Annotated in this window: 13 protein-coding genes and 1 pseudogene; 7 read left to right on the top strand and 7 right to left on the bottom strand. The window is 63.1% G+C overall.

Annotated features, from left to right (window positions below; all coding sequences use genetic code 11):
- Window position 1: 1 nt before the first annotated feature.
- Window positions 2–724, top strand: coding sequence for a type VI secretion system-associated protein TagF (tagF, locus tag ACJ7Z0_RS17075; RefSeq protein WP_434790763.1), 723 nt, complete (start codon window positions 2–4; stop codon window positions 722–724).
- Complete coding sequence (locus tag ACJ7Z0_RS17080; protein WP_434790764.1) at window positions 721–2883, top strand: serine/threonine protein kinase; 2163 nt, start codon at window positions 721–723, stop codon at window positions 2881–2883. The genes tagF and ACJ7Z0_RS17080 overlap by 4 nt, the downstream gene beginning before the upstream one ends.
- On the opposite strand, the gene ACJ7Z0_RS17085 is transcribed toward ACJ7Z0_RS17080, so the two are convergent.
- The 3 genes and pseudogenes from ACJ7Z0_RS17085 to ACJ7Z0_RS17095 all read right to left on the bottom strand — a co-directional run bounded on the left by ACJ7Z0_RS17085 (window position 2876) and on the right by ACJ7Z0_RS17095 (window position 5191).
- Window positions 2876–4108, bottom strand: a complete 1233-nt coding sequence (locus ACJ7Z0_RS17085; protein WP_434790765.1) for an MFS transporter — start codon at window positions 4106–4108, stop codon at window positions 2876–2878. The two genes, ACJ7Z0_RS17080 and ACJ7Z0_RS17085, sit on opposite strands and share 8 nt — an antisense overlap.
- Before the next feature lie 6 nt (window positions 4109–4114).
- Window positions 4115–4798 (bottom strand): annotated as a pseudogene (locus ACJ7Z0_RS17090) (ATP-binding protein); the annotation flags it as partial.
- Window positions 4799–4894: 96 nt separating this feature from the next.
- Window positions 4895–5191, bottom strand: coding sequence for a hypothetical protein (locus ACJ7Z0_RS17095; RefSeq protein WP_434790766.1), 297 nt, complete (start codon window positions 5189–5191; stop codon window positions 4895–4897).
- Window positions 5192–5369: 178 nt separating this feature from the next.
- Here ACJ7Z0_RS17095 and ACJ7Z0_RS17100 point away from each other — a divergent pair, with 178 nt between their 5' ends.
- Together ACJ7Z0_RS17100 and ACJ7Z0_RS17105 are read left to right on the top strand one after the other, a co-directional pair.
- Complete coding sequence (locus ACJ7Z0_RS17100; protein ID WP_434790767.1) at window positions 5370–6380, top strand: AAA family ATPase; 1011 nt, start codon at window positions 5370–5372, stop codon at window positions 6378–6380.
- Window positions 6381–6383: 3 nt separating this feature from the next.
- Entirely contained in the window at window positions 6384–9065 is a 2682-nt protein-coding gene (locus ACJ7Z0_RS17105; protein ID WP_434790768.1) for a S8 family peptidase, read from the top strand.
- 79 nt (window positions 9066–9144) lie between these two features.
- On the opposite strand, the gene ACJ7Z0_RS17110 is transcribed toward ACJ7Z0_RS17105, so the two are convergent.
- Window positions 9145–10335, bottom strand: a complete 1191-nt coding sequence (locus ACJ7Z0_RS17110; RefSeq protein WP_434790769.1) for a hypothetical protein — start codon at window positions 10333–10335, stop codon at window positions 9145–9147.
- Window positions 10336–10398: 63 nt separating this feature from the next.
- On the opposite strand from ACJ7Z0_RS17110, the gene ACJ7Z0_RS17115 reads away from it, so the two are divergent.
- A complete protein-coding gene (locus tag ACJ7Z0_RS17115; RefSeq protein WP_434790770.1) occupies window positions 10399–11109 on the top strand; it encodes an NYN domain-containing protein in 711 nt (236 codons plus the stop codon).
- A gap of 27 nt (window positions 11110–11136) precedes the next feature.
- Here ACJ7Z0_RS17115 and ACJ7Z0_RS17120 read toward each other — a convergent pair whose 3' ends face one another.
- Window positions 11137–11577, bottom strand: a complete 441-nt coding sequence (locus ACJ7Z0_RS17120) for a helix-turn-helix domain-containing protein (protein ID WP_434790771.1) — start codon at window positions 11575–11577, stop codon at window positions 11137–11139.
- Window positions 11578–12184: 607 nt separating this feature from the next.
- Between ACJ7Z0_RS17120 and ACJ7Z0_RS17125 the strand changes: the two genes are divergently transcribed.
- Window positions 12185–13402, top strand: coding sequence for a PfkB family carbohydrate kinase (locus ACJ7Z0_RS17125; protein ID WP_434790772.1), 1218 nt, complete (start codon window positions 12185–12187; stop codon window positions 13400–13402).
- Window positions 13399–14007 carry a 7-cyano-7-deazaguanine synthase gene (locus ACJ7Z0_RS17130; protein ID WP_434790773.1) on the top strand — a complete coding sequence of 203 codons (609 nt, stop codon included), beginning with the start codon at window positions 13399–13401 and terminating at the stop codon, window positions 14005–14007. The genes ACJ7Z0_RS17125 and ACJ7Z0_RS17130 overlap by 4 nt, the downstream gene beginning before the upstream one ends.
- Here ACJ7Z0_RS17130 and ACJ7Z0_RS17135 read toward each other — a convergent pair.
- Entirely contained in the window at window positions 13977–14834 is an 858-nt protein-coding gene (locus ACJ7Z0_RS17135; RefSeq protein ID WP_434790774.1) for an 8-oxoguanine DNA glycosylase, read from the bottom strand. The genes ACJ7Z0_RS17130 and ACJ7Z0_RS17135 overlap by 31 nt on opposite strands.
- Window positions 14831–15508, bottom strand: coding sequence for a DNA adenine methylase (locus ACJ7Z0_RS17140; protein ID WP_434790775.1), 678 nt, complete (start codon window positions 15506–15508; stop codon window positions 14831–14833). Before ACJ7Z0_RS17140 ends, ACJ7Z0_RS17135 begins: the two co-directional genes overlap by 4 nt.
- Window positions 15509–15654: the final 146 nt, after the last annotated feature.

Raw genomic sequence — 15654 nt, forward strand, 5'->3', positions numbered from 1 at the left:
CATGAACAGCGGCATTCCTTTGCCCCGTGTGTGGGTGCCGGCCGACGAGCAGATCGGCTGGTACGGCAAGCTGCCGGCGGCCGGCGACTTTCTCTATCGGCGCATGCCGCGCGAGCTCCAGGCCTGGTGGGACCGCTGGATGCAGAACGGCCTTGGCGCCTTCAAGCGCTGGCCCGACGCCATGACGCGGCACTACGTCGTCGCGCCGGTCTGGAACTTTGCCATTCCCGCAACGCAGGGCGTGGACGCGGTGCAGTTCGGCTGCATTGCGCCCAGTTGCGACCGCGTGGGGCGCTACTACCCCGTGTGCGTGACGCTGCAGGTGGCGGCATCCAACTACCGCCCGTCCATGCTGGAGGGTTCCGCCGCGTGGTACTGGCAGTGCGGCACGGCCTTGCTGCAGGCGATTCGCCACAGCGTTCCGCCCGACCAGTTCGACCACCAGGTGCTGGCCGCGGCCCATGGCGGCTTCCAGACTGCGAGCGGCGGCTCGGACGACATCCTTTCGATCCTCGGGCCCGCGGCCGGAGGCGTCGGCGCGGGCGCGCAGCAGCGCCTCGGCTGGCCCGAGCTTCCGCTGTGCTTCGATGCCTTCGGAAGCACCAGCTACTGGTGGACCAACCAGGCGGACGGCTCGCCGCTGCGAACCGCCGCGCACGGCGGAGGCCTCAACACACCATTGTTTTCGAAGTTGTTTTCACAGGGGCATGTGCCATGGGCATGAATAACGCCAGCAGCAGCAACACCAGCAGCAGCGCGCCGGCCGATCCGCAGGAGCGGCCCCATCCGCTGGCGGCGGGCCATCGGCTGGACGAGTTCGAACTGCTCGAGGTGATCGGCGAAGGCGGCTTCGGCATCGTCTACCGGGCCTACGACCACTCGCTGCAGCGCGAGGTGGCCATCAAGGAATACATGCCGTCGATGCTCGCGCGCCGCGTGGGCGACGACAGCGTGCACGTGCGCTCCGACCGGCTCACGGCCACCTTCCAGGCGGGCCTGCGCAGCTTCATCAACGAGGCGCGCACGCTCGCGCAGTTCAGCCATCCGGCACTGGTGCGGGTGCATCGCTTCTGGGAGGCGAACTCCACCGCCTACATGGCGATTCAGCTTTATCGCGGCCGCACGCTGCGGCGCCTTGCCGAGGAAGAGCCGTCGAAGATTTCCGAGGCCTGGCTGCTCGGCATGCTGGGCCCGCTGCTCGGCGCGCTGGAAACGCTGCACCGCAGCCAGTGCTTCCACCGCGACATCGCGCCCGACAACATCTTCATCCAGCAGGACGACATGCCGGTGCTGCTGGACTTCGGCGCGGCGCGCAAGTCGATTGCCGACCTCGTCGACGAAGTGGCGGTGATGGTGAAGTCGGGCTATTCGCCGATCGAGCAGTACGCCGACGACAACACGCTGCTGCAGGGCGCGTGGACCGACCTCTATGCACTGGGCGCCGTGCTGTATCGCGCGGTCACCGGGCATCCACCGCCCTCGGCCGTGGTACGCAGCGTGCAGGACGCCTATGTGCCGCTGTCTTCGCTCGGCCGCGGCGACCTGAGCCCGGGCTTCTGCGCGGCGGTCGACCACACGCTGGCGGTGCACAGCAAGGACCGCACGCAGACCGTGGCCGCATTCGCGGCCGAGCTGGGCCTGGCCAAACTTGGCGACACCTACGTGAGCGGGCTGCCGGCGCCGACGGTCATCGTTCCGCCGCCTTCGAAGGCGGCGCCAGCAGTGGTGCCTCCGCCGCAGCAAGCGCCGGCCGCGCCCGCCAAGCCCGCCGCGGCACCGGAAGCCGCCGCATCGGCCGGGGTCGTGCAAGCCAAGGCCGCGGTGCCCGAACCGGTCGAGGCCAAGTCAGAGCCCGAGCCCGAGGCCGAGGTCGTCGCCACGGCCAAGCCGGCTCCGGCGCCTTCGTCCAAGGCCGCCGCGCCGCGCGAGGTCGCAGTGCCGGCACGCGCCCCGTCGGCAGCGGCCAAGCCGCTGCCACCGTTGTCGTCCGCCAAGAAAAAATCGTCGCGCCCGCCGTGGCTGCTGGTCGGCGCGCTGTTGATCGCACTGGTGGCCGTGGGCAGCTGGATCGGACTTCGCCTGGGTTCGTGGAAGCAGGAGACTTCGACCGCGATGGCGCCGGTGCCTCCGCCTTCGGGCCCGATGTCCGCCAACGCGCCGCCTCCCGCCGCCGTGCCGCCGGGCGATGGCGGCACGGCGCCCGCAGGAGGCAACGTGGCCGCAGCCCCTGGCGGCGCCACGCCTTCCGCGCCGGCGGCCAGTGCGCCGGCCGGTTCGTTGACGCCGCTGGACAGCGTGCCGGTCATTGCCCCGGCGCCGGCAGCGCAGGCCAACGCGGCAACACCGGCGACGCCAGCGACGTCGCCAACGGCACCGACAGCCGCCACGCCGGCCACACCGGCCATCTCGCCGGAGGCCGCCCTTGCCACCAGCGAGGTCGAAGACTGGAACCTGGCACAGGCCGAGAACACGCGCGAGGGCTACGAGGCCTACCTGCGCCGCTACCGGCGCGGCCTGCATGCGCGCGAGGCCCGCAATGCGCTTGCCGAGCTGAACCGGCTCTCGACCACCGTGCCGGCGGCGCCCGGCACCACGCCGACGAACGCCGTTCCCACCGTGGTGGCGGGCGGCGCCACGCCGCCGGCCACAGCACAGCCGGCCGCCCCCCCCGGCATGGGACGCGTGGTGCTCAACATACGGCCCTGGGGCCAGGTCCTGGTCGACGGCGCCGAGCGCGGCGTGAGCCCGCCGCTCAAGTCACTGTCGCTGCGCCCGGGCATCTACAACATCGAAGTGCGCAACGGCGACCTCGACGTGTACCGGCAGCGCGTGACGGTGCAGGACAGCCGCTCGGCGCCCGTGGTGAGCCACGAGTTCAAGTAGCGGCGTCGGCGGGAGCCCGGCGCCAGCGCTGCGCGGCGACCAGCGCCAGCACCGCGACGACGCTGGCCGCCAGCAGCACCCAGAGGCCGGGCGTGTAGCCGGCGTCCGGCTGCCACATCACGCCGAGCATCAGCGGCGCCAGCGCGCGGGCGATGGCGCTCGGCAGGCCCAGCGCGCCGTTGAGCGTGGCCACGTGCTCGCGGCTCACGTACTGCGCGATGGCGGTGCCCTTCACGATCGTGAGCATGCCGTTGCCCATGCCGTAGAAGAACACGAACAGCAGCGCGGCGCCCGGATGGGCCGCACCCGCAAGCAGCGCCAGCAGGCCGAGCGGAATCAGGCAGGGAATCAGCCGGTTCGCAAGATGCAGGTCGAAATGGTGCTCGAAGAAATACAGCAGCGCCCGTCCCAGCACCTGCACCAGCCCGATGCTCGCGGGCAGGGCGATGGCCCACGACTCGGCGAGCCCGGCACCCCGCAGCAGGCTCACCATGTGCGGCGGCAGCGCGGCCGTGACCGCCATCAGCAGCACGGTGAACACGCCCACGAACAGGAAAGGCGCGCTGCGCATGTGGTGACTCGCGGAACGCCCGACGGGTGCGGCGCCGGCCACGCTGCCGGCACGTATGGCCACGGGCGTGGGAGCCGGGGCATGCCGCAGCACGCGGGCATGCAGCGGCGCACAGATGAACAGATGGATGGCCGCCAGCACCCAGAGCGCGTGCCGCCAACCGAGTTCGGCAATCAGCCAGGCCACCAGCGGGATGAACACCGTGCTGGCCAGCCCACCGAGAAAAGTCAGCGTGATGATCGCGCGGCGAAAGTCGTGGGGGAAGCGACGCGTGACGATGGAGAACGCGGGGTTGTAGAGCGTGGCCGCCAGCCCCGCCCCGAGCAGCGTCCAGGCCAGGTAGAAGCCGAGGGCGCCGTGCACCACGCTGTGCAGCAACAGGCCGGCCGCGATGACCAGCGAGCCGCCCGCCATCACCGCGCGCTCGTGCCCGCGGTCGATCCAGCGTCCGACCGGCCATGCCAGCGCGCCTTCGGCCAGCAGCGCAAGGCTGAAGGCCAGCGACGACTGCGCCCGGCCCAGGCCCAGCTCGCGTTCGACCGGCTCCATCAGCAGCGCAAAGGCGTAGAACACGCTGCCCCAGGTGATGAGCTGGCCGACAGACAGCCAGCCGACCAGGCGGCGGTTGTAGAGCGTGGGAGCGGGTGGGTTCACCGCGGATCAGTGTCGCAAAGCCCGGCGGTACTGCACCGCCTCCGCCACGTGCTCCGCTCGCACCGACTCGGCGCCCGCCAGGTCGGCCACCGTGCGTGCCACCTTGAGCGCGCGGTGCGTGCTGCGCGCCGACCAGCCGAGCTTGGCGGCGGCATTCACCATGAACTTGCGCGCCGCATCGTCCAGCGCCGCATGCTGGTCGATGGCGCCGGCCTGCAGCGCCTGGTTGGGGCTGCCCTGGCGCTGCAGCGCGAATTCGCGCGCGGCGACCACGCGGGTGCGGATGCTGCCGGTCGATTCCCCGGCGGGCGCGCCGAGCAGTTGCTGCGCCGAGACCGCGGGCACTTCGATGTGCAGGTCGATGCGGTCGAGCAGCGGGCCGCTGAGCTTGCCCTGGTAGCGCAAGATCTGGTCGGGCGTGCAGCGGCAAGCCTTCAGCGTCGAGCCCAGGTAGCCGCAAGGGCAGGGGTTCATGGCCGCAATGAGCTGGAAGCGGGCCGGAAACTCGGCGCGCCGGGCGGCCCGCGCGATGGTGATGGTGCCGGTCTCGAGCGGCTCGCGCAGCGCCTCGAGCGCGGATCGCGCGAACTCGGGAAATTCGTCCAAAAACAGCACGCCGTGGTGCGCCTGCGAGATCTCGCCCGGCCGCGGGGGCGAGCCGCCTGTAAGCGACGTCGAAAAATGCGAATGGCCCTGGATCTACTGCCGCCAAATGCGAATGGACCGGTCCCGGACGGTGACTGGTGGTTGCAAGCTGCACTTCGGCACACCCGATGCGCTTGCGCCCTACCGATCCGCCGGGCCTGCCGGCCCTTCTGCAGAGACATTTTCCAGAATCGCCACAGCCTGGCGCGCATGGACCAGCGCTCGCTCGACGCCCCCATCGGAGGCCACGTTCGTGCCATGGCGTGCTGCTATTGCACGCAGGCAGAAGTTCAGCACGCTGGTCGGCGCTCCCAGTTTCTCGCTCTCGTACCGGCTCAGGCAGGTACGGTCGACCCCGAGCACCTTGGCGAAGTCGGTCTTCGTGAGGGGGCCGCGGGCGGCCTGAATCAGTTCGCTTTGAGATGCAGGAAAGGGCATTGGGTTGTGCTTCTATTGCACAGATTGTGTGATAATAGCACGCGAAATGTATCTACGATCAACCCCAAAGGGCAGTCCAAGTTGAGCTGGCAGAGCTAATCACAGCGCAATATCCTTAACAGCACCTCGCGGTGCATGGTGGCGTCCGAACGACTCCTAACCGCATCTGGAACAACCTATGAACGCAGAAATCCTCAAGCGAGTGGTCCGGGCCATCGCAGACGGTTCTCAGGAAGACTTGGAGCGGCTTGCGGGCAAGATCGTTGAGTCCGAGCGCAAGACTGGGCATGTCAAGCTCGCGGCCCAGCTCGAGGCGATCCTGAAGCAGGCCAAGCCGGCACGCGCGCCTACCGTGCAGGAAAGCCCGGAAGTTGGTCGCCCCTTGGCGGCACTGCCGATAAGCCGCCGCCATGGCGAGTCTTTGGCAACGCTCATCGCGACCGATGCGCTCGAGCATCACATGGTCTTGCCTGAGGAGATCGAGCACCGGTTCGCGCGCGTCGAATCCGAATATGCCGCGCGAGACAGGTTGCGAATTTTTGGCCTCAAGCCCAGAAAGACGATCCTCTTGTACGGACCTCCAGGCTGCGGAAAGTCGCTCGGTGCCAAACGGCTCGCATGGGCCACGGGCCTGCCACTGATGAAGGTCCGCTTCGATGCGCTGGTGTCTTCCTATTTCGGTGAGTCCGCGTCCAACCTGCGCTCGATCTTCGACGCTGCGCGCGGGCGTCCCTGCGTGCTGCTCTTGGACGAATGCGACTTCATCGCCCGCTCTCGTACGAACTCACGGGATGTCGGTGAAGCTTCGCGCATCGTGAATTCATTGCTTCAGCTGATGGAAGATTACGACGCCCCGGGCCTGCTCGTGGCGACGACGAACATCGAGGAGTCGCTGGACTCGGCGCTCTTCCGTCGCTTCGACGACGTGTTCATGATCCCATTGCCAGGCGCGGTTGAAATCGAAAGGCTGCTGAGGGAGACGCTGGCCTCGGTCCAGTTCGTGGAGCCCATCGACTGGAAAAGTCTCGTCGAGCAATTACACGGAGCGTCGGCAGCGATGGTCGTGAAGGCTGCGCAGGATGCCGCAAAGGCCGCGGTGCTGGGCGGCGGGCATCTACTAACCCAAGCGCACTTGCGACAAGCTATCCTCGAGCAACGGAGACACGAGAACTCCGCTCGAGGAGAGTAGGGATTGCCAGGTAACCATAACTTTGAGCATCTTTCTTTGGTTCGACGTTTTGAGGGCGAGGCGAAGCTTCGTGGTAACGGCAAGCCATCGCCTCAGACGCTTGCGAATAAGCAATTTCGTGCCGCACATACCGCTACGCTGACGCAAGCGGCGGACCGCCTGGCTGCAAATTGGCAGGCGCGTCTGGAGAGTCGAAGTCGTGCAGGCGATGCTGTTCCGCCGGTACCAGCTGGGTTTCCGATCCTGCTCAAGATTGATCCGGACCTCGAAATCGACCAGCTGCGATCCGCCTTAGGGCTGGAGATAGTTTGTGAGCAGGAAGACGGCTATGTGATCGTGGCTTCCGAATCCATCGATCTGGCCGTGCTCCGCCGAAAGATCAAGGACTTCGGTGTCAGCATTCACGGGTCCGCCACCGTCGCAAGCGTGCACATGCTGTTCGACGATCCTGATCAGCAGGAGCGGCTGGGTCGGATCCTTTCGGATCAGTTGATGGAGGCGTGGGGAGCGATCGACGACGTCCAGAACTATGTCATCGACATTGGCGTCGCCTGTGTCGGCACCATCGAAATCCCGTCGAAGCCCACACGCGGGGAAACCACCCCTGACGATAAGTGGGACGCGCGAATGCGCGTGTGGACAAGACGGCGAGATGAGGCTTATGACGCGTGGGATGTGCTCAAAAGCAGCCGTGAAAGCGCGCTGAACACGTTTGTCCAAGCCTATGGCGGAACGATCCTGCGCATTCGGGATGCAATGGATTTCGAGTCGGGCGTCCTTTCCGACAGCTTCTCGGTTCGGTTGCGCATTTCGGGGCAGGGCTTGCGCGACCTGATCCTGAATTTCCCTTTCATCTTCGAGGTCGCCGAGCCTGAAGACATCGAATTCCCTCGAGGCGCAACGGGCACCGCTGGCGCCGCTGGCGTAGGGGTAGCGCCGATACCGCCCGATGCGGGCGCGCCAGCAGTCTGCATCATCGACAGTGGTATCCAGGAAGGACATGTCCTGCTGCGACCTGCCATTGACACTGCGGCTTCGTACAACTTCATGCCGGGCACGCAGCCGACCGATGTTGCCGACTATGTCTCGGGTGGAGGGCATGGCACGCGAGTCGCCGGCGCGGTTCTGTACGGTGAGAACATCCCCTTAACTGGCACTCCTCAGTTGCCCTTCTGGATCCAGAATGCCCGCGTGCTCGACCAGCACAACCAGATGCCTCAGGGGCTGTTCCCTGCAGATGCCATTCGGGCGGCCGTAGAGCGGTTTCGCAGCAGCGCCAGAGCGACACGCATCTTCAACCACTCCATCAACGCTTATGGGTACTGTCGTCTGCGGCATATGTCTTCATGGGCCGCGGAGATTGACGCTGTGAGTGCCCAATACGACGTCCTCGTGGTCCAGAGTGCGGGCAACCTCTCGCCCACCGGCCCGCAGCGTCATCCCGGCATCGAGGATCATTTGAACGCCGGTCGCGAATATCCCGCGTATCTCTGCGAGCCGGCCTCGCGCATCTCGAGTCCCGCGCAGAGTCTGCAGGCCCTCACCGTCGGCTCTGTGGGCTACGGCGCATACTCGGGGACTGACTGGAGAAGCTTTGTGCCTGCCGGCGATCATCCGGCTGCATTCTCTCGCTCGGGCCCGGGCATCTGGGATGTTCTCAAGCCCGAAGTGGTCGAGTACGGAGGTGACTTCGTTCGCTCAACCAGCGGTGCGCACGATGTCCGCGGAAGTGAGGGCGTGGCATGCCCGCCACTCGTCAGGTCCACGATGTATCCGCCAGGGCCGGCAGCCGACCGGGACGCTGCAGGGACTTCCTTCGCCGCACCGAAGGTCGCTCGTATTGCCGCCAGGGTTCAGCAGGTGCTGCCGGCGCATAGCGCACTTCTTTACCGGGCGCTCGTTGTTCAGTCTGCCCAATGGCCGGCGTGGGCAGGAGCTGTCCATGCCAGACTTCAGAACCTGCGGGCTTGCAAGAGCAAGCCTGCCAAGGTGAAGCAAGAATTGGCCGCGCTGCAACAGGACGCTGCAGCGATTCTGCGCACCATTGGATTCGGCATACCGAATGAAAGCCGGGCAACGGAAAACGATGTGCACCGCACGACACTGATCACCGACGAGGTCGGATTGATCAAGGCGGGGGAGTGCCACGTGTATCAGGTGCCGATCCCGAATTCCATGCGGCGGCCGGGCGACGAGTACGAGGTGCGGGTCGATGTGACGCTCTCGTACGCAGCGCAGCCTCGTCGGACTCGCCGCCGTTTGAATCGGTACCTTTCCACGTGGGTGGATTGGACGACGAACAAGCTTGGCCAGGGCATGAACGATTTCTTAAGCAAAGCGACGAAGGATCACGTCGGAACGATGGAAGACCTTGAAGGCCAAGTTTTACCTTGGACGCTGCATGAGGCTACTCATGCGGGTGTCATGCATGGCGTCCGGCGAAATAGCGGGACCGTTCAAAAGGACTGGGCGGTAGTGAAGTCCAACACACTGCCGGACCATTTTTGCATCGCGGTTCGTGGCCACAAAGGCTGGAGTCAGGACCCTGATTCGACGGCGAAATATGCGCTGGCCGTCACTTTCGAGATCGTAGGTAAGGAAATTGAGATCTACGATGCCTTGCGAGTCGAGGTCAACGAACTGCGTGCATCCATAGAGAGCGAGATCGAGAGCGAGCTCGAATAACGGGGTGGGTGATCGTGGTTATTGTGTGGCGTGGTAGTGCGCCATCTCGCCGGCATCTGCAAACTATCGGCGGCGGTTTCTAGCCTATCGGCGCGGTCCCGGCGCCAGTGATGAGCGCTTTCAGCGGGCGCTTCAATGGGTCGAGCTCATCGGCGACGTCCAATGCAAGGCGGATCCAGTCTTCGAACTGAGGATTCCCTTCAGGCCCCAACTCTGGATGAGTCGAAAGCACACCAACCATCTCTCGAATATCCAGCGCGGCTCTGTGTTGCTGGCCCAGGTCGATGATGCGCTCCCGAACCTTCCTTCGGTTCGCTGCGATCGCTTCCACGCGTTCAGCTTCCCTGGCACGCTCTTCGGCTTCTCGCTTCTTTGCGATCTCGACGCGCCGCTTGACCCTTTGCTCGTACGCGAACTGTGCAAAGTCCCGCATGGCCAGTTCGGCTCGCTCGAGCAGTGTGCGGATGATGGCCGGCAGTTGGCTCTCCAGCTTTTCGCCCGGCTTGTCCGCCCATTCAATAACGCCAAGCGAACTCGATTCAGTCCCGACCCTGAGCGTCGTCGCATCGACTTTCTTGGAGTTCTGTGCTTTCCTCTGATGGACCGAGGTGTCAGGCTCGATGATCAAGAGTTCGAGCCGGCATCCCCCAAAATGGAGACTCATTTTCAGGAAATGGAGGGTTCCAATCCCCTGGACCCATTCGTCGTAATTGAGAACTTCCAGGCCAGCCGTCACAGGCGTCAACGCACGGGCAACGCTGTTGAAGATCCTCAACTGGCGTTGGTGCTGCGGCCCATCAAAGTGCGGCTTGTCAAAGGTCCATTCGCGTTCCAGAGACTTTTGACGGCGCCTGGCCTCGGCGTCGAGTACGCGCTTCAGTGCACCATGAGGGCTCGACAGATCTCGACATGCGGTCACCTTGCCGATGATCCTGATCGCCGCGGTCACCTGCTCGTCTATCTGCTCTGCGAACTCCGGAGCGGCAATGGCCTCGGTCAGATCTTCATCCATTGACCAACTGCTATAGCCGCGATCTCCGAAGGTGATTTCAACTGACTGGCCTGGGAGGCGTATCGGCAACGGAGGACGGCGCCCAGCCTTGCCAACCGCCTTCCTCGCCCAATAGCCTTGCGGTGGCCCCGGGATGTGAGACCGGACGCAGAGCTTTCCGATCGCAACATCGGATATCCCCAGGTCCTTGGCGAGGGTCGAACGGGGATGGGTCCAAACAAGTTCGTAGAGCTCGGTTCGAGTCAGCGTCTTCGTCATGACTGTTGTGTCAACATCTGGGCAGTTTGGTTTGCGGCATATTGTTCCAACAGGAGGACCGCCTTGGCAAATACAGATTCCACTCGGCTGGCAGTTCTGATCGATGCGGACAACGCATCTTCCTCGGTTGTGCAGGAACTGCTTGAAGAAGTAGCCAAGTACGGGACGGCGACGGTCAAGCGCGCATACGGCGACTGGACGACCACCAATCTGACCGGCTGGAAGACGCACCTGCATCGCCATGCCATTCAGCCAATCCAGCAGTTTGCATACACGCAAGGCAAGAACTCCACGGATTCGGCCTTCATCATCGATGCGATGGACCTGCTGTATGCCGGCAACGTCGATGGCTTCTGCATCGTCTCGAGTGACAGCGATTTCACCCGGCTGGCAACGCGCATGCGGGAGGCCGGGAAGGTAGTCTATGGACTCGGTGAACGTAAGACGCCCGAGCCGTTCATTGCCGCATGCGACAAGTTCATATTTTTTGAGGTTTTGAAAAAGCCATTGGAATCAGCGGCGCCTGTTCAGGTTGCGGACGTCCCGGATCTCAAGGTGCTTCTCGTAGGGGCAGTCAAGGAAACCACACGTGATGCCGGCTGGGCTTCGCTGGCGGCAGTGGGCGGGTATGTCGGCAAGAACAATACCTCGTTCGATGCTCGCAACTACGGGTTCCGGAGGCTCAGCGACCTCGTGCGCAATCAGGAATACCTCGAGGTGAAGGAGCTGCCTGATGCTTCAGGCTCTATACATCTGCTCGTCAAGCTGAAATAGGGAATGTTGCACTCAAGCAGCCGTGAACTATTGCGTGCCTACGCGCGCCGCAATCTCGCGTGCCCCGAGATCTCGCACCGCCGCAAGGTTTTCGAGTTGTGCCGCTCGCGGACGAGCCTTGCCTTGCTCCCAGTGATAGATCGTCTGCCCGGATACACCAACCAGTTGTCCATAGATCGCTGCGGACAGCCCAACCTTGGCGCGATGTGCCGCTAACCTGGTTGCGCTGAATCGGCGCTTCGTTCCCGCTGAAGCCTCGCCGTCCGAATCCGGGGCCTTGGCGGGGCGCGTCACCCCTTTTGCAATCCGACGCAGTTCCTTCTCGAGCGCATCCACTTGGCGACGTAGTTCCGCAATTGATGCGCGATGGGCGACGGATGTCTTTTTGAGTGTTTCGATCTCAGCGCGCACTTCTTTGCGAGCAACGCGGGAGATCTCGGCTTTGAGGATCGAGGCGATATTTGGCATAGGGGAATTGTGCCGCTGCATTCCCGCCTTGCCAGTAGGCGGATTTCCTTAGAGCAGATGTTCCCACGAATCCACGATCCTCTCGTAAACGTTTAAGGAACTCGGATATCCGCAGCTATCCAGTTAGACTGAGGCGCATAGGCATGTGTTTCCCAATAACTGTGGGAAAGCAGCGCCGTCCTGTGTGTCACCCCCGATCAAAATCCAAACGGAGAGGGAGAAGCATGACTGGAAGTAAGAGCCGGGCACGCACCCGGCCACGCGTTGAGGCTGGCGCGACGAGCTCCCCCGCGAACACGGGCTCGGGAAGTGGCGGGGCGCCCGGTGGCAAAGCTGCTTCTGGGGCCTGTACCGAACTCGCAGAAATCGTGATCCTTATGTCCCCAGACCCTACGGTGCTGGTGGACGTCAAGCCAGATGACCAGCTAGTTGTGGCGCGCCAGGGCAGGTCCGTTGTAGTCCTCTATCAAGGGCGCATCGCAGGTTCGATAGTCGCGACTGATCTCATTCGACTCATTAGCTGTTTGGAACACGGATTCAAGTTCACCTTTACCGTACTCACAGTTTCCGGCGGTCGGTGCGAGGGAGCTCTTCGATGCGTCGGACGATGATGAAGATCGTCGGTGGCTTCTATGGGGAACGGATGATGCATCCTCATCATGAGGCCTCGTTCGGCTCCGGACTCCGTGCGGCGGCCGCTCTCGCCAAATTCAGTGATGGCATCGAACTCTTCACGTACGCAACCGACGCACAGCGTCCGGAACTGGAGGCCATCGCGAACACCTTCAATGTCTCCGCGCACGTCAGTGAGCGTGCTCAAGCAATTGAGTTCGACTACCTGCACGGTTGCGTGTCTCCGAGCCTCTATCCCGACTTGCGCAAGATTGAAAAGGCGGAGCCAATCGCAGTCGAGGGTGAAATCGTCGTGCGGTACGGCATGCTCGAAGGCTCAGGAACCGTAGACGCCAAATGGGCGGTGTACGACCCGCAATCGGAGGTGGAGCCAGAGCCGTTCGGGCTGAATGGCTCGAGGGCCAAGCATCTGGCGCTGGTCCTCAATACGTCGGAGGCCTTCGCACTTTCAAGGACCTCAGATCTAGAGTCGGCAGCGAAAGTCCTGCTGACCGGCCCTGGAGCAGCGACAGTCGTCGTAATCAAGGCCGGCGTGCGCGGCGCATACGTCTGCACCAAGAAAAAGCGCTCATGGGTTGCGCCCCGCAAGACGCCCTCTGTCTTCGCGCTCGGTTCAGGAGATGTATTCACTGCCGCTTTCGCGTTCAAGTGGGCTCACGAACGACAACCCCCTGTCGAAGCAGCCGAGTTTGCGTCGCTGGCAACCGCATACTACTGCGCCAATCAATATCTACCCCTCCCTGTCAATTTCGAGCAAGAGGCGAGTCGCAGCTACAAGCGTCTGCAGCCGCGCGGGACGCCTGGGTCCGTCTATCTGGCAGCTCCGTTCTTCTCGCTAGGTGAGCGCTGGGTCGTTGAGCAACTCCGAAATGCCCTTTGTGACCAAGGCTTCCAGGTTTTTTCACCGCTGCACGACGTGGGCATCGGCCCGCCAGAGCACGTTGCGCCTGCGGATTTGAAGGGACTTCGCGACGCGAGCGTCGTGCTGGCTTGCGTCGACGGGGCAGACCCGGGCACTGTATTCGAGATTGGTTACGCCCGCGCGAAAAGCATCCCCGTGGTCGCACTCTCCACTGCACCAGGGAACGACGAAGATCTCACGATGATTGCTGGGAGCAAGTGCGTCGTGGTGCGCGATATCGCTTCGGCGATCTATCGCACGGCTTGGATTCTGGCTGAAAGACGCAAGTGAACGCGGTGCTCCTGCTTTCAGGAGGGATGGATTCCGCTGCACTCGCCTATTGGCAGCGTCCGGCGCATGCGTTGACGATTGACTATGGCCAGGTTGCCGCGGAAGGGGAGTTTCGTGCAGCCGTCCAGATAGCGCGACAGCTCGGAATCACGCATCACGTCTTAACGCTCGATCTACGTACGCTTGGTCTGGGCCGGATGGCGGGACAACGCCCCGACTCAGGCGCTCCTACGCCCGAGTGGTGGCCATTCCGAAATCAGTTGCTGATCACGCTGGCCGCGGCAAAAGCTGCCACCCTCGGTGTTGATGCTGTCATGATCGGTACGCTCAAGACCGATGGCCTTCACGCGGATGGTCGTCCCGAGTTCGTGGCCGGACTGAATGACCTGCTGATGCTGCAGGAGCGGCACATCAGGCTGATCGCCCCTGCGCTGAAGCTGGACGCGGTCGAACTTGCAAGGCGTGCCCGAGTCCCAGCGAGTGTGTACGGTTGGACTCACTCATGCCACGTAGCCAACCACGCATGCGGTCTTTGCAGGGGATGTCAGAAGCATCTCCAGACACTTGCGCAGCTTCAGTTGGAAAGCGGCCAGTCGAAGAGTTGATGCTGCTTGACCAATGGTGCTGTTGCATTGGGAGCGGGTTTGAACGAACTCGGTGTTGAGGGCTGCTTCACGGGGGCGTATTCCTCGATGATTTGTGGGCTGAGCTGGCGCATCCCATCCCACATGACTGCATCCAGCCAAGACGCCTTGACGTTGAGTGCGCGCGCAAAGCGGATGAACTTCTGTTCGAGCTCGCAATAGTGGCGACTGACATCTGCAGCAGCTTCGAAAAGGCCAAATGCCTGACAGGCCCGCACGACGTGAATATCGAGGATGGCGACATCGTCGCTTCCGAGCCAGTTGCGAGTGATGAAAGACGACGTCTTGGGGCCCACCCCCGGCAGACGGCGAAACCATGCCCGGAAAGAGGTGGCATCTTGTTCATCAGGCCTGCCTTCCCGTAGTGCTTTCAAGCCTGCGCTGAGATGGCGGGATTTCGTGCGGTAGAACCGGTACCTGATTTTCCGCCCATCGACATCCAGAGGCTTTTCCAGCAGTTGTGTAATTGCATCTTCAGAAGAGTCGCTGGTGCCATCCAATACCCCGGACTCCCTGAGTCGGCAGGCAGCTGCCATGCCGATTTCAGCGGATATGCCATAGCCGGCCAAAACGCAGGTTGCATACTCTTCTTCAAGCGTATCGCCCATGCGAAAACGGTGCGAATCGATCGAGTCCATCTGCGCGTTGCATTGAAAGGCCCAGGATGCAGGGGTGAGCATCTCGTCGACGCGCCCCCAAGCGACACCTTCCACGACCAGCTGATCGGGTTCGGGAAGGTCTAGCGACCTGAGCTCGTCGTTCAAGCGGAAAAATGCGGTTTGGGTCATGTGGCCCCCGTTCGATCGGCAACTCGTTCGGAAAGCCATGCGGCCAAGCATGCGCGCTCCACATCCGGCAGACGTTCAATACGCGCCTGAAGATTCGCGACTCTGCGCCTGATGGCCTCCCGCTCGCGGAAATTTGATCCGAGGCACGAGTAGTCGTGCAGTTGCGCAGGCGCGTCGAAATTCATCCACAAGGTCTCAATGCGGACGCCGGCGTGAGTTTTGGACCGGAAAGTTACTGTGCGCCAGTCGCACAGAAGCTCATCGTAGAGATCACTTGCATAACCCGAGAGGATCACTGGGCCGGGTAGTTTGCGCAGCACGGTGAGAAGGTCGATGTGCTGTTGCTCGGACATTTCATGTCGATACACACGCTCACTGCGCCTCGTCGAGCGAAGGTACGGGGGGTCGCAATAGACAAGTTCATCCCCCTTGAAGCGCTGCTGTTGCAACCAGGTCGTCGCGTTGGAACAGATTAACTGGCATGGCTGGTCGAGATCTTCACGCCGCGCAGCGATGACCTGGGGGTCGATGTCGATGCCGATGGACTCTTTGGCGGGCCTCTTTCGGCGCATGACTGCTCCCCCTCCCAAATGCGTCTCGACGTAGACGCGATGAGGGGGCATGCAATTGATGACGTGAGGGAAGGTCTTGCCTTTTCCACCGGGATAGCGCATGCGAAATCATCGCGAAATCCGGTGATGATGTCCAGTGATTTCTAGCGCGCCCGTTGATCGCGCCGGATCCTGGAAAGCTGTATTGCGGCACGACAGAGACGGCGCTGCACGCCATCCAAAGCAACGTGGGCGAGCACCGACATCCC

This window comes from Variovorax palleresanus (assembly GCF_051144945.1).
GTDB lineage: Bacteria > Pseudomonadota > Gammaproteobacteria > Burkholderiales > Burkholderiaceae_C > Variovorax > Variovorax paradoxus_S.

Excerpts from the sequence above, each read along its gene's own strand:
- ACJ7Z0_RS17080 (WP_434790764.1), top strand. The coding sequence starts at position 721 with ATGAATAACGCCAGCAGCAGCAACACCAGCAGCAGCGCGCCGGCCGAT.
- ACJ7Z0_RS17120 (WP_434790771.1), bottom strand. The coding sequence starts at position 11,577 with ATGCCAAATATCGCCTCGATCCTCAAAGCCGAGATCTCCCGCGTTGCT.
- ACJ7Z0_RS17140 (WP_434790775.1), bottom strand. The coding sequence starts at position 15,508 with ATGCGCTATCCCGGTGGAAAAGGCAAGACCTTCCCTCACGTCATCAAT.
- ACJ7Z0_RS17125 (WP_434790772.1), top strand. The coding sequence starts at position 12,185 with ATGATGAAGATCGTCGGTGGCTTCTATGGGGAACGGATGATGCATCCT.
- ACJ7Z0_RS17095 (WP_434790766.1), bottom strand. The coding sequence starts at position 5,191 with ATGCCCTTTCCTGCATCTCAAAGCGAACTGATTCAGGCCGCCCGCGGC.
- tagF (WP_434790763.1), top strand. The coding sequence starts at position 2 with ATGAACAGCGGCATTCCTTTGCCCCGTGTGTGGGTGCCGGCCGACGAG.
- ACJ7Z0_RS17110 (WP_434790769.1), bottom strand. The coding sequence starts at position 10,335 with ATGACGAAGACGCTGACTCGAACCGAGCTCTACGAACTTGTTTGGACC.
- ACJ7Z0_RS17100 (WP_434790767.1), top strand. The coding sequence starts at position 5,370 with ATGAACGCAGAAATCCTCAAGCGAGTGGTCCGGGCCATCGCAGACGGT.
- ACJ7Z0_RS17135 (WP_434790774.1), bottom strand. The coding sequence starts at position 14,834 with ATGACCCAAACCGCATTTTTCCGCTTGAACGACGAGCTCAGGTCGCTA.